The following is a 25,103-nucleotide window of genomic DNA, read 5'->3' on the forward strand; positions in this document are numbered from 1 at the left end:
CCTGAAAATTCAGGCGGGGCTTTTTCTGTAGTCATATGAAGGCTCGAATTAATGGTTCACCAGCTTCTCCTTGTGCTTTACCAGCTGACGGCGCATCGCCTCGTAGCAGGCATCAGTAGCCGCTTCAAAAGTAGGCGCGTCTTCCTCGCAGAACAGCGTGTTGCCAGGCACCATAAGCTTGATTTCTACAGTTTTGTTGGCAATACCGTCTTTGTTATTCAGCTTAAGGATAACCTCACCCTCCGTTACGCGGTCATAGAAGGTTTCTAGCTTATCGAGGCGCTTCTGAATGAAATCGAGCAATTTCTGGTCGGCGTCGAAGTGCACCGAATGGATCTGTACTTTCATCAGCAAAGGGGTTAAGGGTAAACAATAAATCAGTCAGGCCTTAGGGTGAGCCTGCTCAAAAACAGACTTCAATCTGTCAATACTTAAGTGGGTGTATACTTGCGTGGCAGCCAAATTAGCGTGCCCAAGCAGTTCTTTAATGGCATTCAAATCGGCTCCTTTGCCCAGCAAATGCGTAGCAAAGGAGTGGCGGAGCACGTGCGGATGCTGCTGGCCCGAAGCCGTGGTTATCTGACTCAGATAGTGCTTCACGGTGCGGTAAACCAACTTTTCGTACAACGGCTCGCCTTTGTCTGTAACGAGAAGTGGCCCGGTGGTGTTGCCGCTACTACCGAACTCGTGCCGCTGCCGGGCTATATATTGCTCCAGCACCCGCACCAAGCCAGGGTTAAGCGGCACAATTCGTTGCTTACTACCCTTGCCCGTTACGCGCACGGTGCTGCCGGCCAAGCTTAGGTCAGCCAGCCGGATGCCCATCAACTCCGAGAGGCGCATGCCGGTACCGTAAAGCAACTCCAGAATCAGTTGGTCGCGGGCCCCGGCGAAAGTGTCTGGAAATTCGAAGGAATTCAGGAGATTATTCAGGCTCTCCTCAGGCACGAAATCGGGCAGCTTCTTGGCTGTTTTGGGCGAGGTGATGCGTAGCATCGGGTTTTTGACCACCGCTCCGGTACGCAACAGGTAGCTATAGTAGGAGCGCAGACAAGCAATTTTGCGATTCACAGTACGCGGGTCGAGTTGCTGCTGCATAAGCTGCACCACCCAGGAACGGATCAGTGTATGGTCGGCTCGTGCGGGCTCATCAAGCTCGTAGGTAGTCCCAAGAAATTCACTGAACTGCCGCAGGTCCGTTTGATACGATACGACCGTGTGTGGGCTGTACCGCTTCTCAAAGCGCAGATAATCAAAAAACAACTCCATAAACAGGCAGCAACTGGGGGCCGGATAGCCAATGTAGGCAATTCAACTCAGCAAACAAACCCACCGACCAAAACGCAAGAAACCCGTCTAATTCGCTCAAAGAGCAAACCAGACGGGTTCCTCGACCCAATTAGCAGCTAAGCCGCTATGGGATGTTTACTTGGGGTCTGCATCAGGACCGTAAGTAGAAAGCTTGTAGATGGCCTTCTGCTTCTGCTTGCGGTTGGTGATGGAGGGCTTCTGGAAGAAAGTGCGACGACGCAGCTCCTTCAGAACGCCGGTGCGCTCGAATTTCTTCTTGAAGCGCTTGAGCGCACGGTCAACCGACTCGTTTTCTTTGATTTGGACGATGAGCATATCAGCAGTGAACTTGAAAAATCAACTATGAAGGGCCGCAAAGATAAGGAACCCTCCTTAATAATCAATCACAGATGAAACTGATTTTTCGTTAAATGGAATGACTTTGTTTGGCCAGACATCTGGTTACCAAAGGTTCTCTATCCGTTTAATCTATCGGATATGCTTCTTTTACAAACAGCACATACAATGAAAAACCAGCCAAACTATGTCTTACTTCAGGATGGCCCGGGCAATAACGAGCTTCTGAATCTCGGAGGTGCCTTCGCCAATGGTGCAAAGCTTGGCGTCGCGGTAGTACTTCTCGGCCGGGTAATCCTTGGTGTAGCCGTAGCCGCCAAAAATCTGCACGCCTTCGTTGGCCACACGCACGCTCACCTCAGAAGCATAAAGCTTAGCCATTGCCGACTCCAGATTCACGTTCAGGCCACGGTCCTTCATATCGGCCGCACGATAGGTTAAAAGCGAAGCCGCCTCAATCTCGGTGGCCATATCAGCCAACTTAAAGCTGATGCCTTGGAAGTTGCTGATAGGCTGGTTGAACTGGTGGCGCTCTTTGGAGTACTGCAACGCAGCCTCGTAGGCCCCCTGCGCAATACCCAGGCTCAGAGCGGCAATGCTAATACGGCCGCCGTCAAGCACCTTCAGCGCCTGTACGAAGCCGTCGCCCACTTTGCCAATCACGTTTTCCTTCGGTATCCGGCAGTCAGTGAAAATCAATTCGGTAGTTTCCGAAGCCCGCATGCCGAGCTTATCTTCCTTGCGGCCGGCCTCGAAACCGGGCGTACCACGCTCAATGATAAAAGCCGTCATGGCTCGTGAGTCACCTACTTCGCCGGTGCGGGCGATTACCACAGCCACGTTGCCGGTTTTGCCATGAGTAATAAAGTTTTTGGCACCATTGAGCACGTAATGGTCACCATCCTCGATGGCCACAGTGCGCATATTGCCCGCATCGGAGCCGGTGTTAGGCTCGGTAAGGCCCCAGGCACCAATCCACTCGCCGGAGGCCAGCTTAGGCAAATACTTTTGCTTCTGTTCCTCGGAAGCGTGCTGCAGAATGTGGCCCGTGCAAAGTGAATTGTGCGCAGCCATGCTCAAGCCAATGCTGCCATCAATCTTAGACAGCTCGGCAATGGCCGTCACATACTCTACATAGCCGAAGCCGGCCCCGCCATACTCCTGGGGGACGAGCACGCCCATCAGGCCCAGTTCGCCGAGTTTATGGAACACTTCCTTCGGGAACTCCTGCGACTCATCCCACTCCATCATGCGGGGCTTAATGTGCTGGGCGCCAAAGTCGCGCACCATCTGGGCAATCATGGTTTGATTTTCGGTAGCTACCAGTTCCATAAGTAAAGGTGGGTGGTGGTGGTGGGATGGTTGAAAGAAGTTAGGTGGGAATGCTACAACCAGCAAAGCCCGACTTTGGGTTCGCGAAAGTACGACTTTACACCCGGCCCTGCCAGTGCAGGATTCAGACCAGCGAAGCCTCTAATTTTGATAGACCCGGTTTATTAGGTTTCTTTGATGGTTCTTAAGCGAATACTGCCCAATAGAGTTACGGTACTTTGCTTGAGTTTTTTCCATCTGAATCCGGCCTGAGTCGGTCTGCATGCCTAAATTATTCCTTCGCCGCTTCCTCGTACTGTGGCTATTTTGCTTCCCAGCGGTGTTGCTGCTGGGCTCCTGCTCCGCTGCCCGCGTACATCAACAGAATATTTTATTTCGTGCCGATGGGGTCGGGCGTCTTGATACGGCCAAGTTGCGTGATGTGGTAAATAGGGCAGAGCGTAACTATATCATTCAACCCAATGACTACCTAGAAGTTCGAGTATACACCAACGAAGGCGAACGAATTCTTGACCCTAACGGTGAGTTGCAATTTGGTAGCATGACAGGTGCCGGCAATGCGGGAGGCGCAGGCAGCATTGGCTCCAGCCAACCCCAATCGGGCCTTGGAGGCCGTCAGGGAGGACAACAGCAGCAGAATCAGCAAAACCAGAATAGCAACCAGTTTTTAGTACAGCACGATGGTGTTGTGCGCCTACCAATGGTGGGCTATCAGCGCCTAACGGGCTTGACTTTACTGCAAGCCGACAGCCTGTTGCAAACCAAATACACCGAGTTTTACAAAGGAGTATTTGTAACGACGCGGGTAGCCAACAACCGTATTATCGTACTCGGTGCTACGTCAGGTGGTTCCGGACAGGTTATTCAGATGTTCAACGATAACATGAACCTGCTGGAGGTGCTGGCTATGGCTGGGGGCATTGATGGAGCTTTTGTCGGCACTACCGCCTCTGGCCGTGCCGGGCGCGCCGACAACATTCGCTTGATTCGCGGCAGCCTGAAGAACCCACAGGTGCAAGTTATAGACCTGACAACAATTGACGGAATGCGTCGAGCGAATCTGCAAGTGGAACCCAACGATATTATATATGTTGAGCCTATCCGCCGGCCCTTTTACGAAGGCTTGCAAGATGCAACGCCACTGTTTAGCTTAATTGCAAGCATTGCAGGCGTTGTGAGTACCATTTATCTTATTTCGCGACTTGGCAGCAACGGCAACTAGCCGGACGCTCTCTCATTGATTACCTGAATGGCAGTAAAAGAAGACGCGGAACTGGAAGAGCTTATCCGCCAAGCTGGCGGCGGCGAACCTGCGGAAGACGAAGACGATGGTGGTGGGCTGGACCTGACCACTTTGCTGGCAGTGGCGCGTAAAAGTCTGCCTTGGGTATTATTACTCGTTGCACTGGGCCTCACGGCTGCTTGGCTGTTTTTACGCTACACGCCTCCTCTCTATAAATCGTCCTCCACGCTCAAGATTGACGAAAAGACAGAAGCCGGCGTACTGGGATTGGGTGGCTTGGGTGGAGCGGTGGAGCAGAAGCAAAGTCTGACTAAGCTATCGGGTGAAGTTGAACTCATCAAGTCTGATATTATTTATAGCCGTCTTAATGACTCACTGGCCCTTGATGTAAATTACTATGTACAGGGAACAGTCCTAGAAACAGAAATTTACGGAACGTCACCTTTTGAGGTGAGTTATGAATCTATTTCCGATGCCGCTTTTGATCAGAAGATTGCTTTACGCTTCCTCTCCCCTACTACATTTGAACTAACTCTACCAGAGGAGTTAGGTGGTACCGAGCAGCAACAGACATTGGGCCAACCTTTCACAGCTGCTGGCTTCCGCCTGACAATACGTCAAACTAAGGACTACAACTCGGCGGCGCTTGATGGGCAATATTCGTTCCTTATTAACAGCCCCAGTGCTCTAAGCACCTACTTTAACACCAACTTACTGGTTGACATTGTAAATCTAGATGCTAACACTATAAGCATCTCCTTTACTGACCATAACCCAGCGAAAGCCCGCGACATTGTAAATGCCGTGGATGCAGTATATCTGGAGGAGAAACTGACTCGGAAGCGAGAGCAAGCGGCTCGGGCACTACGCTACATAAATGAGCAACTAGGCAGCAACAACCAAAGCCTCAGCCAAGCTGAGGAGAACATGGAGGCCTTTGTAAAACGCACGGGCTCTTACGACGTGAAGGGTGAAGTAGGGCAGTTGACGGGCCTGCTTCAAACGCTGGAGGAAGAGCGAGCTAAACTGCAGGAGCAGAGCGAGATGATGAGCGACGTAGGCCAGTTACTGGACCGCGAGCAGATAACGACCCGTGCCGACGGGGACGTAATGCAAAGTATTCCCGCTCTGGCCGACGTGAAGGATGGCCAATTGGTACAGCGCATCACCGAATTAAGTGATGCCCAACTCGACCTAAAGAGGGCATTGCTTTCCTATCAGCCGGGTGCTACGGTGGCCATGCAGATAAAAGAGCAGAGCATTGCTGACATCAAGAAGATAGTGCGGCAGCTACTGCGTAAAAATCAGCAACTGATTAAGGCGCAGGAGGCCAAATTACTAGGCAAGCGGGCCGAACTCGAGTCCAAACTGCGCAGCCTACCAGATAAATATACCGAGCAGGCGCGTCTGGAGCGACCATTAGAACTGTATGAGAAATACAACTTAATGATGCTGGATAAGCGGATTGAGTTCGGCATTTCGATGGCTGGCGCTACCGCTGACTTCCAGATCCTATCTCCCGCCTCTCCCGCGGTTCCTATTTCGCCTATAAAGGTGATGATATACGCCATTGGGCTGGCAGCTGGTATCGTCTTGGGATTGGGACTGATTGCGGTCCGCTACCTGCTGCACAACACTGTTACTAACATCCGCGAACTGGAGCGCAACACGCATGCGCCGGTGCTAGGCGTTATTCCGACCTACGATAAAGAGAAGATGGCCGTATCGAAGCTGGTAGTTGACCGTAACCCAAAGTCGGCACTATCGGAGGCGATTCGATCCATCAGAACCAATCTGGAATTTATTGCTTCCTCCAGAAAGAAGCGCCTGATTTCCGTGACTTCAACTATTAGTGGTGAGGGCAAGACATTCGTGGCCGTTAATTTGGCTGGTATCATTGCGGCGTCTGATCAGCGGGTCGTTGTTCTTGACCTCGACATGCGCAAGCCCAAAGTGAATCTGGCTTTCGATGCTGAAAATATTAAGGGCATCAGCACAATTCTGATCGAAAAACATACTTGGCAAGAATGCGTGCAGCGTACCAGTATTCCGACACTCGACTTTATATCGGCTGGTCCAATGCCACCTAACCCCTCAGAGTTAATTCTGAGCGACCTATTTGATCCGTTGATTGCCGAACTACAGCAGAATTATGATGTCATCATTATTGATACTCCTCCAGTGGGGCTGGTAACAGATGGTATTTTGATCATGCGCAAAGCGGACGTACCGATTTATGTTGTCCGGGCTAATTACTCCAAGAAATCGTTCCTCAAGAACATCAATAAGCTTATCCGTACCAATGGCTTCACAAAGCTGACAACCATTCTCAACGATGCTAAAACTACTGGGGGCTATGGTTATGGTTACGGTTACGGCTACGGCTACGGGCAAGGATATTACGATGAGGATAATACGCCTAAAGGTGGCCTGCTAAGCCGGTTGCGGAAGCGTACTTCCTGATTAAGCCTCCGCTCATGTCGTTTTTCAGCAAGCTGTTTGGGGAGTCGGCACCGCCTGCCGAAGCTGCATCGTTGGCCGCATTGGAGGTCGACATGCACTCGCATTTGTTGCCGGGCCTTGATGACGGAGCGGAGACGCCGGAGCAAGCAGTTGAACTGCTACGCCAATTGCAGGGTCTAGGCTACCGCAAGCTCATCATGACGCCTCATGTCATGGGCGACTTTTACCGTAACACGCCTGAAGGTATCCGCGGAGCCTTGGCGGCGCTGGAATCGGCAGCGGCTAAGGCGGGCATCACGGGTCTGGAGCTGGACTGCGCCGCCGAGTATTACCTTGATGAGCATTTCGGGCGGCGACTGGAGCAGCCGGAGTCGTTGCTGACGTTTGGGGGCGCGCGGCGGCTGCTGCTGTTTGAAACATCGTATATCAATGAGCCTTTCAACCTGAACGAAAGCATTTTTAATATGCAGGCAGCAGGCTACCAGCCAGTGCTGGCGCATCCGGAACGGTACACTTACCTCTATGGCCGTTTTGAGGAGTTGGAGCGCCTCCGTGAGCAGGGAGTGATGCTGCAGGTCAACCTCAACTCGCTGGCCGGCTATTATTCAGGCGGGGCCAAGCGCGTAGCTGAAAAGTTGATTGATGCCGGCCTCGTGGACCTGCTGGGTACTGACACGCACCACACTAAGCACTTGGACACGCTACGTACCAAAACGCTGGCCATGCCCTATCTGGCCAAAGCTCTGGCCCTGCCGCTGCTGAACAACACGTTATAAGTATTGGTAGCTGGGCCGCACTACGACCAACCTGTAAGCTGACAACCTCATATTGGTAACTCACAACTCGTAACATGATTCTGGTAACCGGCGGTACGGGGTTGGTGGGCAGCTTTTTGCTGGCTGAACTGGGGCGGCGCGGCTTACCGGTGCGTGCGATTTACCGGGGCCAAATACCGCCTGTGGTAGCTGGAGCACAGGCGGTGGAATGGGTACCCGGCGACCTGCGCGACGGCCTAGGCCTGCGGGCAGCGCTAGAGGGTGTATCGCATGTATTTCACTGCGCCGGGCTGGTGTCATATGCCCCGCAGGATGAAGAGGACCTGCTGCGGGTGAACGTGGAGGGAACGGCCAACGTGGTGGATGCCTGCCTGGAACGTCCCGGTATTCGGCTGGGCTATGTGTCGTCGGTGGCAGCGCTGGGCGGCGGGGCGGCGGCGGCGCAGCGCGAGTTGCCTACTACCGAGCCGCTGCGCATCGATGAGCAGGGCCAGTGGGATTTGGGGGCCGAGCACAGCGCCTATGCTACATCCAAGTATCTGGCCGAGCTGGAGGTCTGGCGGGGAGTGTCGGAGGGGTTGCGGGCAGTGGTAGTGAACCCTTCGGTGGTACTGGGACCGGCCGACTGGCACCGCAGCAGCACCCGCCTCTTTCGCTACGCCTACGACGAACACCGCTTCTACACACCATCTAGCCTTAACCTGGTAGATGTGCGCGACGTGGCCGAAATGCTGGCTCAACTCACCCTCGATACCGACCACAGTGGCGAACGGTACGTGCTGAACGCCGGGCACTGGCCCCTGGCCGAGGTACTGGGCCTGATGGCGGCCGGCTTCGGCAAGCGCCCGCCCAGCGTGGCCGTACCGGGGTGGGCCGCCGAAACTATCTGGCGGCTTGAGCATGTTCGTTCTTTGCTTACGGGGGCGCGGCCGCTCATTACCAAAGACACGGCCCGCGCCGGCCGCCGGCCGCTGGCCTACCAGACCGATAAAATCTGCCAGGAGTTGGGCCGCGGGTTCCGACCTTTGCCGGAAACTATCCGCTGGTGCTGCCAGGAGTTGGTGAAATAGTGAAGCGGTGGAACGCAGCACTGCTTTGGTCGCTGCTCCCCAGTGGTGCGGTTGTTGTATATTCAGGTTAAGGATGTTTCAGGCTTGAAATAGTCCCTGCCCACCCCACGAAACCTGCCTTTTTGACGGGTTTGTGTTGTTAGCTGACGCATGAGAATGAACGAGAACTTTGAAGACCGGGATGAAGTGCTGGCTACCGTGCGCCGTTTTGAGGACATGGTGGACCGCAACGAGCCCGTATTTTTCGATCTGGCCGATTTTGAGAACATCATCGACCACTACACTTCCAACACCCAGTACGACCGCGCCCTGCAGGCTTGCGAGGCCGCTATAACCCAGTACCCGTTCAGCACTGAACTGCTGATTGACCGCTCGCAGGTGCTGGCCATGAAGGGCGAGTACGCCGCGGCCAGTACCCAGATTGAGAACGTGGCCCACCTCGACCCCACCAACCCCGATGTGGCCGTTACCCGCGGTATCATTGCCACCCAGAAGGGCGACTTCGCCGAAGCCGTAGCCTTCTTCCTGCAGGCTTTAGAAACCACCGAGGACCGCGACGATATTTTCTTTAACCTCGGCCTGGCGTACCAAAGCTGGCAGAAGTACAAGAGTGCCGCCAAGTACTACAAGCAAAGCCTGCGCCTCAGCCCCGACAATGATGTGGCCGTGCAGGAATTGCTGTACTGCCTAGAGGTAAGCGGGCGTCTGGAAAGCAACCTGGACTTTTTCCGTCGCTTCACCGACGACGACCCGTATTCGGCCCTGGCTTGGTTCAACCTGGGGCAGGCCGAGTACCGGGCCGGCCACTTCGACGAGGCTATCAGCGCCTTTGAGTACGCCATCCTCATCGATGCCCAGTACTACGATGCCCACGGCTATTTGGCTAGCTGCTACGTAAGCATCGAGCGCTACCGGGCGGCCATTACCGAGTTTGAGCTGAGCTATGCCGAGGGCATGCCTACGCCCGAGGCACTTTGCAACATTGGCGAGTGCCACGAGAAGCTGGCCGAGTGGGACTTGGCCCGCCGTTTCTACCAGAAGGCCATCGACCTTGATGCTACCATGGACGAGGCGTGGTTTGGTATCGGCATCATTATGCAAGCGCAGGAGAAATACTTCGAGGCCATCCACTTCTTCCGTAAGGCCGTGGGGCTTTATGATGAAAGTGTGGAATACTGGCTGGCGCTGGCGGCCGCCGAGTATCAGATTGGCAACCTCACGTCGGCAGTGGAGGCCTACGAGAAGGCCACCGAAACCGGCCCCGACAACAAGGACGGCTGGCTGAACTGGAGCATTCTGCTGTATGAACAAGGCAATTTCGATGGCGCCATCGACCTGATGCGTACGGCCCTCGAAATCAGCCCCGCGGAAGCGGAGTTGCACTACCGGCTGTGTGCCTACCTGCTGGCGGCCGGGCGCTACCGCGAGGCATACCAGACGCTGGAACAAGCCCTCACGCTCGATTTCGATAAGCACCGGCTGTTGTTCGACTACTTCCCCGAACTGGAGTCGCAGCAGGCGCTGGCTCGCCTAATAGATCAGTACCGCAAGTAAGCACCAGGCAAAAAAGCAGAACGATAAAGCCGTTGAACGCAGCTACCTGCTTCGTTCAACGGCTTTTCCTTTTTGGCCCGACCTTCGTTTTTGCCAATACAGCCGTACTTTTGCCCCGCTGACACGCAGCACACACCTAAAGCCCCTACTACATGAACTACTCCCTCAGCCAGCTGCCCGAGCGCACCAGCAAGCCCCGCGAACAAGGTTTCACTATGGTAATGGACAAAGGCCTGAGCGTACGGGAGGCAGAGGATTTTCTGGAAGTAGGAGCCGGCTATACCGATATTGTGAAGCTGGGCTGGGCTACCTCGTATGCTACGCCCAACCTCAAGCGTAAGCTAGCCGTGTATAAGGAGGCCGGCATTCCGGTGTACTTCGGCGGCACGCTGTTCGAGGCCTTTATCATCCGCAACCAATTTGCCGACTACCAGCGCCTGCTCGACACGTTTGGTATGGAGTACGCCGAAGTTTCCGACGGCTCGCTTGACCTCAACCACGACAAAAAGCTGGAGTTTATCCGCACGCTTTCGGGCCAGGTGCAGGTGCTGAGCGAAGTAGGCTCGAAGGATGCCGAAAAAATCATCCCGCCTTATAAGTGGATTTCGCAGATGAAAACGGAGCTCGAAGCCGGCGCCGTAAAGGTAATTGGTGAAGCCCGCGAGGCTGGTAACGTGGGCCTGTTCCGCAGCACCGGCGAGGTACGCTCGGGCCTGGTCGAAGAAATTCTGACCCAGATTCCATCCGAAAAAATCATTTGGGAAGCCCCCCAGAAAGCGCAGCAGGTGTGGTTTATTAAGCTACTCGGTGCCAACGTAAACCTGGGCAACATCGCGCCTAACGAAATCATCAGCCTCGAAACCATCCGGCTGGGGCTGCGCGGCGACACGTTCTCCGACTTTATTGATATGAGCCAGGTAGATGAGATGTTCCGGCCCGAACCCAAAGCCCCCGGCCGGCCCGGCACCTCTATGCCGCGCGGCTAATTGTGAGTTTGGTTGAAACCACTCGGCTCCGTTTCGCGTCGTACAAAGCAAATACCCCTGCCTGAACAGCTGTTCATCTGGGTATTCGCTTTGCGCAACGCGAAACGGAGTTGGTGGTTATGGCAGGCTGGCCCGAACCTTGCGGCAGGCGCTAGCGCAAGGCTCAACCCCTGAAGCTTTAATTCGGTTAAAGAGCCTACCTCCGGCCAAACTCGCGCCTGCACGCCTATTATTCAGCCATTTTACCCCTCTATGACGCGTATTTCTTCTTTCTTGGCAGCCGCGGCGCTGCTGCTCACGGCTTCCTGCGGTGGCCCAACCCAACAGGAAAAAACCGAAGCCGCCGTTCTTACACCGGCCGATACCATTGCCACCGAATCCGATATACTGGAACTGCCCGAGCCTTACGCCACCAAATCGGTTACCAAGCGCAGCCGAATTGTGGAGTGGCCTCAGGCAACGATGCCCACCGCGCCCATCGGGTTTCTGGTAACGCAATACGCAGCCGGCCTCGAAAGCCCGCGCAACATGTATGTGCTGCCCAACGGCGATGTGCTGGTGGCAGAGGCCAACACGGTGCCCACCGGCCCTAAGGAGGAAGTGGCCGCCGCCCTCAAGCTCGACCCCTCGAAATCGTTGCGGCCCACCAGCGCCAACCGCATTACGCTATTGCGCGATGAGCGCAGCAACGGCCGGCCCGAAGTGCGCACGGCGTTTCTGGAGGGCCTCAACCAGCCCTTCGGCATGCTGCTGCTGAACGGCTACTTCTACGTAGCCAACACCGACGCCGTGTGGCGCTACCCCTACAAGGAGGGCCAGACGTCGATTACGGCAAAGGGCGAAAAAATACTGGATCTACCAGCCGGTGGCTACAACAACCACTGGACCCGCAACCTGCTGGCTAGCCCCGATGGCCAGAAGATCTATGTGTCGGTGGGCTCGGCCTCGAATGTAGGCGAGCACGGCATGAAGGAAGAGGAACGTCGAGCCAATATCATCGAAATAAACCCCGACGGCAGCGACGAGCGGGTATACGCCAGCGGCCTGCGCAACCCCGTGGGCATGGACTGGGCCCCGGGTACCAATGTACTCTGGACGGCCGTGAATGAACGCGACGAACTGGGCGATGAGCTGGTGCCCGACTACCTGACCAGTGTGCAGGAAGGCGGCTTTTACGGCTGGCCCTACTCCTACTTCGGCCAGAAAGTTGACCCGCGGCGGAAAGGCGAGAAACCTGAGCTGGTGAAAACGGCCATCGTGCCCGATGTGCCCTTGGGCTCCCATACGGCTTCACTGGGCCTGGCCTTCTACACGGCCGAGCAGTTTCCGGAGCGCTACCGTAAAGGAGCATTTATCGGGCAGCATGGCTCTTGGAACCGCTCCGATTTTTCGGGTTATAAAGTGGTGTTTGTACCGTTTCAGAATGGCAAGCCAGCTGGCAAGCCCGAGGATTTCCTGACTGGCTTTATTGCCAACGCCGAGAATAATGAGGTGTATGGCCGGCCGGTGGGCGTAACTATGCTACCCAACGGCATACTGCTGGTGACCGACGACGCCGGCGGTAAAATCTGGCGCATTGCTGCCCAGTAAGCGGCTCAGGAAATAGTCGATATCAACGAAAACCTCCTGCTTCAGCTTCGCGGACGCCAACTGAAACAGGAGGTTTTTTTGGCTTCATTAACAGCTTCGATGCACCTTCTGCCCAATACTGCCCGCCGCCTGCTAAGCTATCTGGTGCCGCTTACGCGTAGGGTGCCTTCGGCGCACACTGGCTGGCTGGAAGTCACTACCTGGCGCGGACACAAAACGCTGAACACGGCCTCTGCCAACTACAGCTACGGCTTGTTGCAGCAGGTATTGCGCTACGGGCTGCGTTTTGTGCCGGTAACGAATGCTGCCGCGCCAATACTGGTGCTGGGCCTGGGCGGCGGCTCGGTGCTGCCCCTGCTACGCCACGAGCAGGGCCGCACCGGCCCTATTACGGCCATCGAGCTCGACCCGGCCGTGCTGGAGGTGGCCGCTACGGAGTTTGGCGTAAGGCCCGGACCCAACCTGCACCTGGTGTGCGCCGATGCCTTTGCCTGGCTGCCCGACGTCCCGCCCAACTACTACGAGCTGGTAGTAGTAGATCTGTTTCTGGACCTGACGCTACCGCCCGAGTTGGGCGAGGCCGCTTTTTGGGAGCAACTGTGGCGGGTGCTGCTGCCCGGTGGCCGGGCGCTGTGCAACCTGCTGATAACGGCCGAGCTGTGGCCCGACGGACAGCCGCTACCGGAGTTTTTGGAGGAGTTGGGCTTTGCCGTGCAGGATATAGAGGTGGAGCAGCTTAACCGCCTGCTCATTTTACAGCGGCTGGCCTGATTGGCACTGCCGTAGCGAGGCATTGGGCTGCCGTTTGCTGCCAACTCGCTTACTTTGCAGGCTCAAACCCCTCCTATGGAAATCCTGCAGCAAATCATCGACTTTGTTCTCCACCTCGATAAGCACTTGGGTGAAATTGTGCGGGACTACGGCCTCTGGACGTACGCCATCCTGTTTCTCATCATTTTCGTGGAAACCGGTGTGGTGGTGCTGCCCTTTCTACCCGGCGACTCGCTGCTGTTTGCCGCTGGTGCCACGGCCGCTTTACCCGGCTCACCGCTGAGCGTGTGGCTGCTGATGGGGGTGCTGATTGTAGCCGCCGTACTCGGCGACACGCTTAACTACCACATCGGCGACTATCTGGGGCCGCGGGTGTTCCGCGAAAATTCCCGTTTTCTAAAACGGGCCCATTTGGAGCGTACGCAGGCTTTTTACGAAAAGCACGGCGCTAAAACCATTATTCTGGCCCGGTTTATCCCCATCGTACGCACGTTTGCGCCGTTTGTGGCGGGTGTGGGCACCATGCATTACACCAAGTTCCTGTCCTACAACGTGGTGGGCGCGGTTATTTGGGTAATCTCGCTTACGAGTGCCGGCTATTTCTTCGGCCTGATTCCGGTTGTGCAGAAGAACTTTTCGCTGGTTGTGCTGGCCATTATTGTGCTGTCGGTGCTGCCGGTCATCTGGGAGTTCAGCAAAACGCGCATCAGCCGCCGGAAGCCAGTAGCGTAATCGGCGTCTGGCGTCGGCGCCTCATCAAATCTACCCGAAATAAAACTGCATAACCGCCGGCCCCGCAAGGAAAGCCGGCGGTTTTTTTGTTGCTTACCGCCTGAACCCGCTCCTGTATTATGCCCGAATTCGGATTGCTTGGCCGCTCCCTGAAGCACTCATTCTCTCAGACCTACTTCAGCCAGAAGTTTCATAGCCTGGGCCTGGCCGACTACCGCTACGAGCTGTTTGAGCTGGCCGATATGCACGAACTGCCGGCGCTGCTGGCGGCCCACCCGCAACTGCGGGGCCTCAACGTCACGATTCCCTATAAGGAGCAAATCTGGCCCTTTCTGAACGAGGTGGCAGCTTCGGCGGCGCGGGTGGGGGCCGTAAACGTAGTCGAGTTCAGGGACGACGGCCGGCTGGTGGGCCACAACACCGATTACATCGGCTTCCGCGACTCGCTGCGCGCGTTGCTACCCGACCCGCTGCCGGCCGGACTACGGGCGCTGGTACTGGGTAGCGGCGGAGCCTCTAAGGCCGTAGAAGTGGCGTTGCGGGAGCTGGGCATTGGTTTCTGGACTGTTTCGCGCAACCCTTTGGGGCCGGGCCTCACCTACGACGACCTGACACCCCAACTGATCCAGGAGCATCTGCTCGTCATCAATGCCACGCCCCTCGGAACCTTCCCCGATGTGGGCGAGTGCCCGCCGCTTCCCTATGAGGCCCTGACTCCCCAGCACTACCTGCACGATTTGGTATACAACCCGGCCGAAACTGAGTTTATGCGCCGCGGTCTGACGGCCGGAGCTCAGGTAAAAAACGGCTTCGATATGCTCTGTCGCCAAGCCGAAGAGGCCTGGAATATCTGGCATCAGCCGGCCTGAAAACCTTGCTTGCAGGCCGGAAAAGGGCCCTTGTTATCGTTAGACACCCCCTCAGAAGCCGAACATTTGCAAGGCAAGTATTAGTACAATTATATAGTGAAATTTCCTTATTATATGCGAAAACTAAGGGAATAGTAGTAGATTGCCTTATAATCTTACTATCAAACCCTCTGTATGACTCCTGAAGAACGCTTGGACCAGCTGGAGCCTTTGCTTTCGGAAACCACCGCCATTCTGGACCGTCATACGGCCCAGCTACGCCAGCACGCTACCCTGCTTCGGCAACTGGTACAGGCCACGGAGAGCAACACCCAGCTTATGCAGCAACTGCTGGTCGGGCAGGCCAACTGCCTCGAGCAGCTGGCCCTGCTGAATGCGCCGCTGCCCCAGCCAGTGGAAACCAGCACCCCTACCCTGTTTTCGCTTGTCGATTATACTCCCGATCCGGCCCAGCGACTGGAGGAGCTGGAAACCCGCCTCGACACGATGGGCAGCCAGCTGGAAACGCTGGGCAGTAAAATGGATTTGATCCTGACCAAGCTCATCCGGGTATACATCAACAACTAGCCGCTGGCTGTGGCTGGTAGCGGCCGGGGCCTGGTTGGTTGATGCGGAGGCGGGTGCTGGTTGAAAAGTAAGTCCGAAGCGCCTGTAGTTGGCTATTTTGCCGGCTCATCAAGTCCCCGCCCTCTGCTGCCGCCTTCTGCCCCTGCCCTCTTTCGTGCGCGCCCGCGCCTGCCTGCCTGGGTGCAGCAGCTGCCCTGGGTGCATATGGGCTGGTTCGGGCTGCTGTGTTATATCGACTGGCAGAACTGGCTGCTGCGCCAGGGCGTGCTGGTGCCGCAGCAGCAGGACAACTTCTGGCCACTGGCCCTGCTGGCCAACCTGCTCGATTCGGCCCTGTTCTACTTCAACTGGCTACTGATGCCCCGCCTGTTCCGGCGTGGGCGGCTGGGCGCGTATCTGGGCTTGCTGGGGCTGGCGCTGCTGGCGTTCTGCTCCCTGCGCATCGGCGTCGGCTACGCGTTTGATGAGGTGCGGGTGCGGGGAGAATCGCAGCCGTTGGGCTACTACGTACAGGTGCTGCAGGCCTACTACCTGCAGCTGGGAGGAGCCATTTTGCTGCTGAGCTTTTTTGTGGGGCTGGCCGGCGACTACTGGCGCGAGCTGCGCCACCGCCGCGCCCTGGAGCAGCAGCAGTTGCGCACCGAGCTGGCCCTGTTGCGGAGCCAGCTGCACCCGCACTTCCTGTTCAATACGCTCAACAATATCTATTCGCTTACCCTGCACGCCTCGCCTCAGGCCCCCGAAGCAGTGCTGCGCTTAGCCGAGCTGATGCGCTACCAACTTTACGAAAGCGCCGATGACCTCGTGCCGCTGGCCCGCGAAATAAGCCACCTCCAAAGCTTTCTCACGCTTCAGCAGCTGCGCCTGCCCACCACTGCCTCCAACGACGCCGACGAGGCCATCGACTTCCGAATTCTGCTCCCGCCCGACGCCAGCCACAAGCTGCTGCTGCCCCCTATGCTGCTGCTACCGCTGGTGGAAAATGCCTTCAAGCACGGCGACCTCACGGCCCAGCCCCATGTTGTGCGCATCGTGCTGCAACTAGCCACCGCCGACGGGCAGCTGCATTTCACGGTGCGCAACCGCATCTCGCCCGACGCGGCGGTGCCTGGCGGCATGGGCCTGGCCAACCTGCGCCGCCGCCTGGAACTGCTCTATCCCGGGCAGCACGCACTAGTAGTAACGGCCAACAAGCAGGCGTATGCCGTGCGTCTGACTGTGCCAATGGCTTTGCCCACAGAGGTCCACTGAGCTTTGCGCAGAGGTCCGCAGAGCCGTTCAATCAAACTCATTGATTCACTTACTCACCGCCTATGGAAACCCGCCGACCGATTAGCTGCCTAGTGGTGGATGATGAGCCGCTGGCCCGGAAGGTGCTGGTCGATTTTTGCGGGCAGGTGCCATTTCTGGAATTGCGGGGGCAGTTTGGCGATGCGCTGGCGGCGGCGGCCTTCCTGCAGGATAACCTGGTGGATGTCGTGTTTCTTGATATTCAGATGCCGCGCCTGACGGGTTTACAGCTAGCCCAGCTGCTGCCCCAGCCCGGCCCGCGCATCATCTTCACCACTGCCCACCCCGATTACGCCGTGCAGAGCTACGAGCTGCCGGCGCTGGATTACCTGCTTAAACCCATTTCCTTCGAGCGGTTTGTGCAGGCCGCCCACCGTGCCCGCGCCGCGCTATTACCGCCGCTGGCCCCGGCCACCGCCACCGCCGCCGAAGCCGCTACTCCCGTCGCCGATCCGGCCGCAGCCGACGAAGCGCTGTTTGTGCGCCACGACAACCGCCTGCGCCGGGTTTTGGTGGATGATATTTACTACGCGGAGGGCCAGAAAGAGTACCTGATGTACTACACGGCCACCGGCAAGCTGCTCGTTCTGCAGTCGTTCCGGAAGCTGGAGGAGCAGCTACCGGCGGGCCGTTTCGTACGCATTCACAAGTCTTACCTCATCAACCTGCGCCACCTTGAGTTCGTGGAGCGCCACCGCGTGCAGGTTCGCGGCACCTCCCTCCCCATCGGCGAAACTTACCGCGAAGGGCTGCTCGATGTGCTCCGCTACCACGGGAAGTTTGGATGATGCGAAATTGGTGAGGAGTGATGAGGTAACAAGAGCGGTCATGCAGAGCGGAGTCGAAGAACCTCTACCGCTTCGTCGCCCAACTAACCTAACCTGGGTTGCGAAGAACGACGTAGGGGCGGGGCTTGCCCCCGCCCGCCGTCAGAACGAGGCATGGTGGGCCTTTATCCGCCGTGCAACGGTACTGTGCAACGGCGGGCGGGAACAAGCCCCGCCCCTACATCGTGCCGATACACTCACTCCGCAACTTGGGTTAACCGACTGTCAGGTTTACCACTGCGGTAGAGATGCTTCGACTGCGCTCAGCATGACCGTTCTTCTTTCTTCATTCCTCCCATATCCACTCACATAATCTCCCTCCCTACTGCTGTCCGCCTTGCTGGCCGTCGCCACCGCTTTTAGTGTCGTCGTTCTGGATGCTGCGGCGGCGCTTGGGGGGCTGGTTGGTTACTTTGCCGAAGCGGTAGTTGAAGGCCAGCCGCACGCCGCGCAGGTAGAGGTAGTTGTTGCTTTCCTGGCGGAACTGGTCAGTTTCGAGGGTGCTGCGCAGGTTACGGGTGGCCGAGAAGAAGTTGTCGGCGTTCAGCGTGAGGTCGGCTTTGTCCTTGAGCAGGTTTTTGCGCAGGCCCATCGAGTAGTAGGTCCAGGCGGCCTGCTTGCCCTGCAGCTGCACCCGCGGCGAGTTGAGGCCCCCAAAGAACTGCAGGCTCAGGCCCTTCTCGAATTTGTAGCTCGAATTCAGGTTGAGATTATACTGTACGCCGCTGTTGTTGAAACCCAGGCCGGGGCTCTTGAGCGACACGTAGTACACGTTCAGGTTGCCACTCACGCTCCAGTCTTTCAGGGGCTTAACAGAGCCGAACACGCTGCCGCCGTAGGTGGCGTTGCGGCCGATATTGGCAAACGTCTGGTTGTTGACTCCCTGCTTATCCACGAAGCGGAAGCTTTCGATGGCGTTGCCCGTGCGACGTACGTAGGCGCTCAGGTTCAGCACCGAGCCTTTCACAAACGTGGTATAGTTAAGTTCGTAGCTATCCGTCAGCTCGGGTTCAAGCTTGGGTTCGCCGTAGCTTATATTAAGCGTATCAGAAGCGTTAACGAAGGGGTTGAGGTAGAAAATCTGGGGGCGCTGAATACGGCGCGAGTAGGCCAGCCGCACCGATTCGCCGGGCTTTTTCTCGTTTTTGGGCTGGAAGTTGAGGCTCAGGTTGGGCAGCAGGTTGGTGTAGTTCTGGCGCACGCCCGGCAGGTCGCCGGGTTGCCCCTGCCGCTCCTCGAAGCTCCCCCGTACGCGGGTGTTTTCTACGCGGGTGCCCAGCTTGAAGCTCAGCTTGCTGGAAGCCGAGAAGCCGTAGCTGGCGTAGCCGGCCAGCACATCCTGGTCGTAGTCGAACTGGTTGGAACGGGCCGGGTTGAACACCGGGTCGATAACCGTGAGGCTGGGGCTGTTGAGCACATCGTACACGCTGCTCACGCGGCGCAGAATGGCCTTGGCTCCGGTTTCGAGCGTAGTGGTGGCCGAAAACGGCTGAACGTAATCGGTTTGCAGGGTGGTTTCGAGGTTGCGCGAGAGGTTGTTGCCGGCCTCGCGGTAGTTCTTGGCCTCGTTGGCCGTGGTGTTGCCCCTAAACTGGTCGAGGTTGTAATCCTGCTGATTGCGGTTGCGGGTATGCTGGCCCAGCACGCTCCACTCGCGGCCTTTCTGGCCATCAAATGTGCGGGTGTAGCCGCCATTCACGTCGTAGCTCTGGGTGCGAAACTTGCGGTCGGTGTCGCGGGTAAACTCGTTGGGAAACGGCAGCAGGGCGTTGTTGTACTGCTCGTAGTTGCCCCCATTGCGGAACAGGCTGCCCTGCACATTCAGCAGCAGGTTATGAAAAGGGGCCGGGTCGTAATCGAGCCCCAGCCGGCCGAAACCGCCGCCGCCCACCGTGTTGCCGTCGCCCTGCTGGCTCACGGCCTGCCGTTCCTGGCCCCCGTTCTTCAGGGTGCGGGTCAGGTCGTTGCGGTTGGGGCTGTAGAAGGCAAAGCCGCTCATGGAGCTGTTGATGCCAATTTTGCCCTTGCGGTAGTTGAGCGAGCCGTTGGCATTGGAGCTGCGGTTGCCGCCGGCTAGTCCTACCGAGCCGTTGAGGCCCTGCAGGTTGTTCTTCTTGAGGATGATGTTGATGATGCCGCCCGTGCCTTCGGCGTCGTACTTGGCCGAGGGCGTCGTAATCACCTCCACGCTCTTGATCTGGTCGGCCGGAATCTGCTTGAGCGCGTCGGCCACGCTAGTGGCCACCACCGAGGAGGGCTTATTGTCGATGAGCACCCGGATGTTGCTGGAGCCACGCAGCTGCAGGCCGCCGTCGGGGTCCATGCTCAGCAGCGGCACCTTGCGCAGCACATCGGCCGCCGTGCCGCCGCTGTTGGTGATGTCCTTCTCGGCGTTATACACAATGCGGTCGGGCTTGGTCTCGATGATGTCCCGTTCGCCGGTAACGGTTACTTCGCCCAGCTTCTGAGCCGTCGATTCCAGCCGCACTGTGGGCACGGTCGTTAGGCCTCCGCCCACAGTTACCGGCACCGTTTGGGGCGCGTAGCCGATAAAGCTGATCTGCAGCCGGAATTGACCGTCTGCCAGCCCCTTGAGCGAAAACCTGCCTTTTTCGTCGCACACCGCGCCATCGATGGGCGTGGTGCCGCTGGCCGGCAGCAGGGCCACCGTAGCAAACTCGACGGGCTTTTTGGTGGTGGCGTCGAGCACGGTGCCTTCGAGGCGGCCGGCACCCTTGGCGGCGGGCAGCACCGGCCGGGCCGGCGCGGCGGCTGGGGTTCCAGCGGGCCGCTGGCCGGCAGGTGGGCCGGTTTGGGCAAGGGCCGGGATGGCCAGCAGCGTAACCGTAAGCAGGGCCAGAGGAGTAGCGTAGTTCATGAGTACAGGCGATGAGGCACTAATAGAGAAAAACAGCGGGCAAAGGGTGCCCTGATAGCCGCGGAGAAAACAGAGAAGCCACCGGTTGCGGTTAATCGGTAACCGGGCGACGTAGCAGCAGCAGGTAGCCCACCAACACCGCCAGCGCAAACCAGCCCAGCGAGTACCACTCGGCTGGCGAAAGCGCGGCGGCTACGCTCAGCTGCGTGTCGCCTTCGAGCAGGCGCAGTATCCGGGTGGGAGCAGCATAAGGCACTAGGTCGATGTGCTCCCAACGCAGCAGCGTGAGGGCGGACACAATGCCGGCTATGCCCACCGCCAGCGGCCCCACAAAGCCCCGGAATGCCAGCGCCAACGCGTACTGCACGCCCAGGATGCCCAGCGTGGCCACGTAGGTATGACCCAGCATCCGCAGCACCGGCAGCAGGCCGATGGCGTTATTCTGAAAACCCAGATCGGGCCGCAGCCAGCCCAGCAGTACCCCGGCGGCCAGCAGTAGCAGCACATACAGTGCCTGGGCCACGGCGTTCAGGCCCAGCAGCAGCAACAGCTTACTGCCGAACACAGCCCCGCGGCTTACGGGTTGGGCCAGTAGCTGCCGCCAGCCGCCGCGGTTTTCCAGGTTTACCACCAACCCGCTCAGCAACACCACAAATAGGGGCAGCAGCAGCACCGAGGCCGTTTGCCAGCTCATGCCCACGTACATGGGCCACGGATTAGTGCCAGGCTTCACGAAGTATTGCCCCTTGAAGTAGAAGATGAGCAGGTTGAGCAGCACCGGCAGGGCCCCGCCCCCCAGCGCCAGCCACAGCGCGGCGGTACGGCGCAGCTTCAGCGCATCGGCAACCAGGGTACGGCCGAGCTGGATAAACGGGCCGGGGGCAGTGGGTAGGGCGTATTCCATGAGTGAATAAGTGAGTTGGGGAATGAGTGAGTGAGAAAGCACTGTCATGCTTCGACTGCGGCTGCGCCTTCGCTCAGCATGACAGTGCTTTCTCACTCACTCATTTGCCGATTCCGTGAGGTGCAGAAAGGTATCTTCCAGGGTTGGTTGCTCCTGACGCAGCCCATAAATGGGTTGGCCGGCCGAAGCCAGCCCGGCGGCCAGCTCGGCGGCGTGTTCGCGGCTCAGCCAGGGCAGTTGCAGGGTGCCGGGGCCGGCCACCGTGGCGCCGGCCAGTAGGTGGGGCAGCAGGTGGCGGCAAGTAGTGGCATTTTCGGTTTCGAGCACCAGCTGGGCGCGGCCGGTTTGCAGGCGCTGCAAGTCGGGCAGGCTGCCCTGAAACACCAGCCGCCCCCGCTGAATTACGCCCACGTGGGTTACCGTTTTCTCGATTTCGCTGATGAGGTGGCTGCTGACGAGGATGGTTTTGCCGTGCTCGTGGCACAGGCTCCGTAGCAGCGCGCGCATCTCGATGATGCCGGTGGGGTCGAGGCCATTGGTGGGCTCATCGAGCAGCAGTAGGTCGGGGTTGGGCAGCAGAGCAAGGGCCAGCCCAAGGCGCTGGCGCATGCCGAGCGAGTATTCGCGGGCAGGCCGGTGGGCATCAGCCGCCAGGCCTACCAGGGCCAGCACTTCGGCCGTGCGGTGGGCCGGCACGCCCCGCAGGCGGCGGGTGGCCTCCACGTTTTCGCGACCCGTGAGGTGGTCGTAGAGCGAGGGGCTTTCGATGAGCGCGCCCACCCGGCCCAGCAGCGCCACCCGGTGGCGGGCCAGTTCATATCCGAACAGCTGTACCGTACCGCTGCTGGGCCACAGCAGCCCCAACAGCAGGCGCATGGTGGTGCTTTTGCCGGCCCCGTTCGGCCCCAGAAATCCGTAGATGCTGCCAGCCTCTACCCGCAGATTCAGCGCGTGCAGAATGGGCCGGGCTCCGAAGCGGAAACTTAGGTCGTGACTTTCGAGCAGCGGGGCGGCGGTAGAAGCAGAGTGCATGACGGAGAAATGAAGGGAGCGAAACCGAAAGAACTGCTGCAAACCTAGCAGCAGCACTATATCTTTCCCCCACAATTCAACCAACGTTCCGTTTAGACCCTGCAACCCTTTTTTCTTCTCCTTAACCCCAAAAAAATGCCACGTATTCCGGCTAGTAGGGTTGGTGCGCCGGCCCGGGGCGTTGAGGGAGTCGTTGGCGGGGTTGATTGAAGAAGGCCGGCCGGCAACCCACTACTGCACTATTTTCGAGGATGGAAGTTCTGCCACCACCTGCTCCTGCCACTCCTTCACCGCTCCGGCCGCCGCTGTGGCGAAGTTTGCGGGCGCGGTTGCGCGAGTGGCTGCGGCCCACCGAGTGGTCGGCCCACGACCCGGAGGCCACCCTAGTACCGCGCTGGGTGCATATCTTGCTATGGCTGTGGCTACTGACAATTGACGGACTAAAGCTCAGCAGCATTCTCTCGAAGCTGCCCCAGTTTCCGCCCACGGCCCCCGAGTGGTGGGGCCTGCTGCCGCAGCTGGGCCGCTACCTGCTCGAAGACTTGGGCGATGCCACGCTGTTCTACCTGACCTGGCGCTGGCTGATACCCTCTACGCTGGGCCGGGGCCGGGTGCTGCAGTACATCCCGAAGGCGGCGCTGCTGCTGCTGCCCTATCTGGCCCTCATTGGCTGGCTTATCCCGCAGTTTGCACCCTCCGGGGTACACGTGTCCACCCAAAAAGCACCGCCCTCTTCCAGCTCGCAAGGCAAACCGGGCACGGTAAGAATCGACGCGGCCAAGCCCCCCAAAAGCCCTTTCCCGGACGCCGCCATGCGGCTGCTGGCGGCCTCCATTATTGGCTCGTTCATTATCGGTAGTGCCTCCGCCATGCGCATCACCGACGACTATCTGCGCGGGCAGCGCAACCGTCGCGAGCTGGAGCGCCAGCAGCTACTCACGGAGTTGGCCATGCTCAAAACCCAGATCAACCCGCACTTCCTGTTCAACACGCTCAACAACATCTACTCGCTCACGAGCCGCAAGTCGGACAAGGCGCCCGAGGCGGTGCTGCGGCTGGCCGAAATTATGCGCTACCTGCTCTACGAAAGCAGCACCGATACCGTGCCGCTGAGCCGCGAGCTGGCCCACCTGCGCAGCTTTCTGGATTTGCAGCGGCTGCGGCTACCGGCCTCGGCCCAGGAGGCGGTAGTGCTGGAAGTAGCAGGCACCAACCCCGACTGCGTACACCCCATTGCCCCGCTCCTGCTACTGCCACTGGTCGAAAACGCCTTTAAGCACGGCGACCTGACGGCCCGCCCCGTGGCCGTGCACATTGCCCTGCACCTGGCCCCCGATGGCCTCCTGCGCTTCTCGGTACTCAACTATGTGGCCCCCGCCGATGCCGAGCGCCCCCTACCCCGGCAGCCCGGCGGTGTGGGTCTGGCCAACCTGCAGCGCCGCCTGGAATTGCTCTATCCTCACCGCCACACCCTCGATGTGCAGACCACTCCGGAGCAGCACCGCGTTACCTTGGTGCTACTGCCGTAGAGACGACGCCCTGACTGGCGGCAGTAGAGAATGGGTCATGCTGAGCTTGCCGAAGCATCTCTACCGCACTGACAATCCTGACGTTTAGGTTTACTATTGCGGTAGAGATGCTTCGGCAAGCTCAGCATGACCCGTTCTTTTGCTTACCAAGTCATTCCCTAACTGACCTATGACCTGCGTAATTCTTGATGATGAGCCATTGGCCCTCGATCTGCTGGCCGATTACTGCGCCCAGGTGCCGGGGCTGGAGCTGGTGGGGCAGTTTGATGACGCGCTGGCGGCCCTGGCTTTCCTGCAGGACAACCCCGTGGATGTGGTGTTTCTTGACATTCATATGCCCCGGCTGACGGGCGTACAGCTGGCCCAGCTGCTGCCCCAGCCCGGCCCGCGCATCGTGTTTACCACTGCCTACGACCAGTACGCAGTGCGCAGCTACGAGCTCAGCGCGGCCGATTACCTGCTCAAGCCCATTGCCTTCGAACGGTTCGTGCAGGCGGTGCAGCGGGTACGCCAGCAGCTGACGTCAACCGCGCCCGCCGCCCCGCCGCCCGCCCCAGCCGTACCCGAATCGGCCCCTGCCGCCGCTGCCCCCGACGACGCTATGTTCGTCAAGAACGAGCATCGGCTACAGCGCGTGGCCTTCGACGATTTGCTCTACATCGAGGGCATGAAGGAGTACCTGATGCTCTATACCACTACGGGCAAGGTGCTCACGCTGCAGTCGTTTCGGCGGCTGGAGGAAGTGCTGCCCCCCGAGCGGTTTGCCCGCATCCACAAGTCGTTTCTGGTGGCCCTGAGCCGCATCGAGCACGTGGAGCGCGGCAAAGTGCAGGTGGCAGGCCGCCTGCTGCCCATCGGCGACACCTACCGCGAATCCTTCAACGCCCTGATTAAGGCCTATAATCAGCTTTGATTTAGTGCTTGGTTGATAGTGCCTAGTGCTTAGGCAGACAGCCGTGTTCTGACGAAAGAAGGGCCCTGTCATGCCAGGACGAGTCGTTGTTACGATTTTCGTTCTGGCGCGACAAGGCCCTTCGTCAGGT

Annotated in this window: 22 protein-coding genes; 15 read left to right on the forward strand and 7 right to left on the reverse strand. The window is 58.4% G+C overall.

The genetic code is table 11. The features are described from left to right. Positions 1–48: 48 nt before the first annotated feature. The 4 genes from hpf to HW554_RS02880 all read right to left on the reverse strand — a co-directional run bounded on the left by hpf (position 49) and on the right by HW554_RS02880 (position 2,979). Positions 49–348 carry a ribosome hibernation-promoting factor, HPF/YfiA family gene (hpf, locus tag HW554_RS02865; RefSeq protein ID WP_176906847.1) on the reverse strand — a complete coding sequence of 100 codons (300 nt, stop codon included), beginning with the start codon at positions 346–348 and terminating at the stop codon, positions 49–51. 33 nt (positions 349–381) lie between these two features. Beyond that, positions 382–1,269 carry a tyrosine-type recombinase/integrase gene (locus HW554_RS02870; protein ID WP_176906848.1) on the reverse strand — a complete coding sequence of 296 codons (888 nt, stop codon included), beginning with the start codon at positions 1,267–1,269 and terminating at the stop codon, positions 382–384. Positions 1,270–1,425: 156 nt separating this feature from the next. After that, entirely contained in the window at positions 1,426–1,626 is a 201-nt protein-coding gene (gene rpsU / locus HW554_RS02875; protein ID WP_019946232.1) for a 30S ribosomal protein S21, read from the reverse strand. A 213-nt stretch (positions 1,627–1,839) separates the two neighbouring features. Next, positions 1,840–2,979 (reverse strand): acyl-CoA dehydrogenase, encoded by a 1,140-nt coding sequence (locus tag HW554_RS02880; RefSeq protein ID WP_176906849.1) that lies wholly within the window; start codon positions 2,977–2,979, stop codon positions 1,840–1,842. A 262-nt stretch (positions 2,980–3,241) separates the two neighbouring features. On the opposite strand from HW554_RS02880, the gene HW554_RS02885 reads away from it, so the two are divergent. From HW554_RS02885 to HW554_RS02945, 13 genes are all read left to right on the forward strand, one after another. Further along, positions 3,242–4,201, forward strand: a complete 960-nt coding sequence (locus HW554_RS02885) for a polysaccharide biosynthesis/export family protein (RefSeq protein WP_176906850.1) — start codon at positions 3,242–3,244, stop codon at positions 4,199–4,201. A gap of 27 nt (positions 4,202–4,228) precedes the next feature. Then, positions 4,229–6,685, forward strand: coding sequence for a GumC family protein (locus HW554_RS02890; RefSeq protein WP_176906851.1), 2,457 nt, complete (start codon positions 4,229–4,231; stop codon positions 6,683–6,685). Positions 6,686–6,699: 14 nt separating this feature from the next. Further along, positions 6,700–7,461, forward strand: a complete 762-nt coding sequence (locus HW554_RS02895) for a tyrosine-protein phosphatase (protein ID WP_176906852.1) — start codon at positions 6,700–6,702, stop codon at positions 7,459–7,461. Positions 7,462–7,535: 74 nt separating this feature from the next. After that, positions 7,536–8,531 (forward strand): NAD-dependent epimerase/dehydratase family protein, encoded by a 996-nt coding sequence (locus HW554_RS02900; protein ID WP_176906853.1) that lies wholly within the window; start codon positions 7,536–7,538, stop codon positions 8,529–8,531. A 156-nt stretch (positions 8,532–8,687) separates the two neighbouring features. Next, positions 8,688–10,085 (forward strand): tetratricopeptide repeat protein, encoded by a 1,398-nt coding sequence (locus HW554_RS02905; RefSeq protein WP_176906854.1) that lies wholly within the window; start codon positions 8,688–8,690, stop codon positions 10,083–10,085. A 152-nt stretch (positions 10,086–10,237) separates the two neighbouring features. Beyond that, positions 10,238–11,071, forward strand: a complete 834-nt coding sequence (locus tag HW554_RS02910; protein WP_176906855.1) for a phosphosulfolactate synthase — start codon at positions 10,238–10,240, stop codon at positions 11,069–11,071. Between the two features lie 252 nt (positions 11,072–11,323). Next, complete coding sequence (locus tag HW554_RS02915; RefSeq protein WP_176906856.1) at positions 11,324–12,661, forward strand: PQQ-dependent sugar dehydrogenase; 1,338 nt, start codon at positions 11,324–11,326, stop codon at positions 12,659–12,661. A 99-nt stretch (positions 12,662–12,760) separates the two neighbouring features. Continuing rightward, positions 12,761–13,432, forward strand: a complete 672-nt coding sequence (locus HW554_RS02920; RefSeq protein ID WP_176906857.1) for a spermidine synthase — start codon at positions 12,761–12,763, stop codon at positions 13,430–13,432. A gap of 75 nt (positions 13,433–13,507) precedes the next feature. Then, positions 13,508–14,164: a DedA family protein gene (locus HW554_RS02925; RefSeq protein WP_176906858.1), complete on the forward strand. Its 657-nt coding sequence runs from the start codon at positions 13,508–13,510 to the stop codon at positions 14,162–14,164. Between the two features lie 119 nt (positions 14,165–14,283). After that, positions 14,284–15,033: a shikimate dehydrogenase family protein gene (locus HW554_RS02930; protein ID WP_176906859.1), complete on the forward strand. Its 750-nt coding sequence runs from the start codon at positions 14,284–14,286 to the stop codon at positions 15,031–15,033. A gap of 174 nt (positions 15,034–15,207) precedes the next feature. Continuing rightward, entirely contained in the window at positions 15,208–15,600 is a 393-nt protein-coding gene (locus tag HW554_RS02935; RefSeq protein ID WP_176906860.1) for a hypothetical protein, read from the forward strand. Positions 15,601–15,780: 180 nt separating this feature from the next. Further along, on the forward strand, positions 15,781–16,851 hold the full coding sequence (locus HW554_RS02940) for a sensor histidine kinase (RefSeq protein ID WP_176906861.1): 1,071 nt from the start codon (positions 15,781–15,783) through the stop codon (positions 16,849–16,851). A 62-nt stretch (positions 16,852–16,913) separates the two neighbouring features. Further along, a complete protein-coding gene (locus HW554_RS02945) occupies positions 16,914–17,678 on the forward strand; it encodes a LytR/AlgR family response regulator transcription factor (protein WP_176906862.1) in 765 nt (254 codons plus the stop codon). A gap of 361 nt (positions 17,679–18,039) precedes the next feature. Here the strand turns inward: HW554_RS02945 and HW554_RS02950 are convergent, their stop codons facing one another. The 3 genes from HW554_RS02950 to HW554_RS02960 form a co-directional block, all read right to left on the reverse strand. Beyond that, complete coding sequence (locus HW554_RS02950) at positions 18,040–20,595, reverse strand: TonB-dependent receptor domain-containing protein (RefSeq protein WP_176906863.1); 2,556 nt, start codon at positions 20,593–20,595, stop codon at positions 18,040–18,042. Between the two features lie 91 nt (positions 20,596–20,686). Then, a complete protein-coding gene (locus HW554_RS02955; protein ID WP_176906864.1) occupies positions 20,687–21,499 on the reverse strand; it encodes an ABC transporter permease in 813 nt (270 codons plus the stop codon). A 96-nt stretch (positions 21,500–21,595) separates the two neighbouring features. Continuing rightward, entirely contained in the window at positions 21,596–22,531 is a 936-nt protein-coding gene (locus tag HW554_RS02960) for an ABC transporter ATP-binding protein (RefSeq protein ID WP_246285079.1), read from the reverse strand. 251 nt (positions 22,532–22,782) lie between these two features. Here HW554_RS02960 and HW554_RS02965 point away from each other — a divergent pair, with 251 nt between their 5' ends. Then, on the forward strand, positions 22,783–24,060 hold the full coding sequence (locus HW554_RS02965; protein ID WP_176906865.1) for a sensor histidine kinase: 1,278 nt from the start codon (positions 22,783–22,785) through the stop codon (positions 24,058–24,060). Between the two features lie 169 nt (positions 24,061–24,229). Next, positions 24,230–24,973, forward strand: a complete 744-nt coding sequence (locus HW554_RS02970; protein ID WP_176906866.1) for a LytR/AlgR family response regulator transcription factor — start codon at positions 24,230–24,232, stop codon at positions 24,971–24,973. Positions 24,974–25,103: the final 130 nt, after the last annotated feature.

Origin of the sequence: Hymenobacter lapidiphilus (genome assembly GCF_013377885.1) — a bacterium.
In the GTDB taxonomy this organism is placed as follows: domain Bacteria; phylum Bacteroidota; class Bacteroidia; order Cytophagales; family Hymenobacteraceae; genus Hymenobacter; species Hymenobacter lapidiphilus.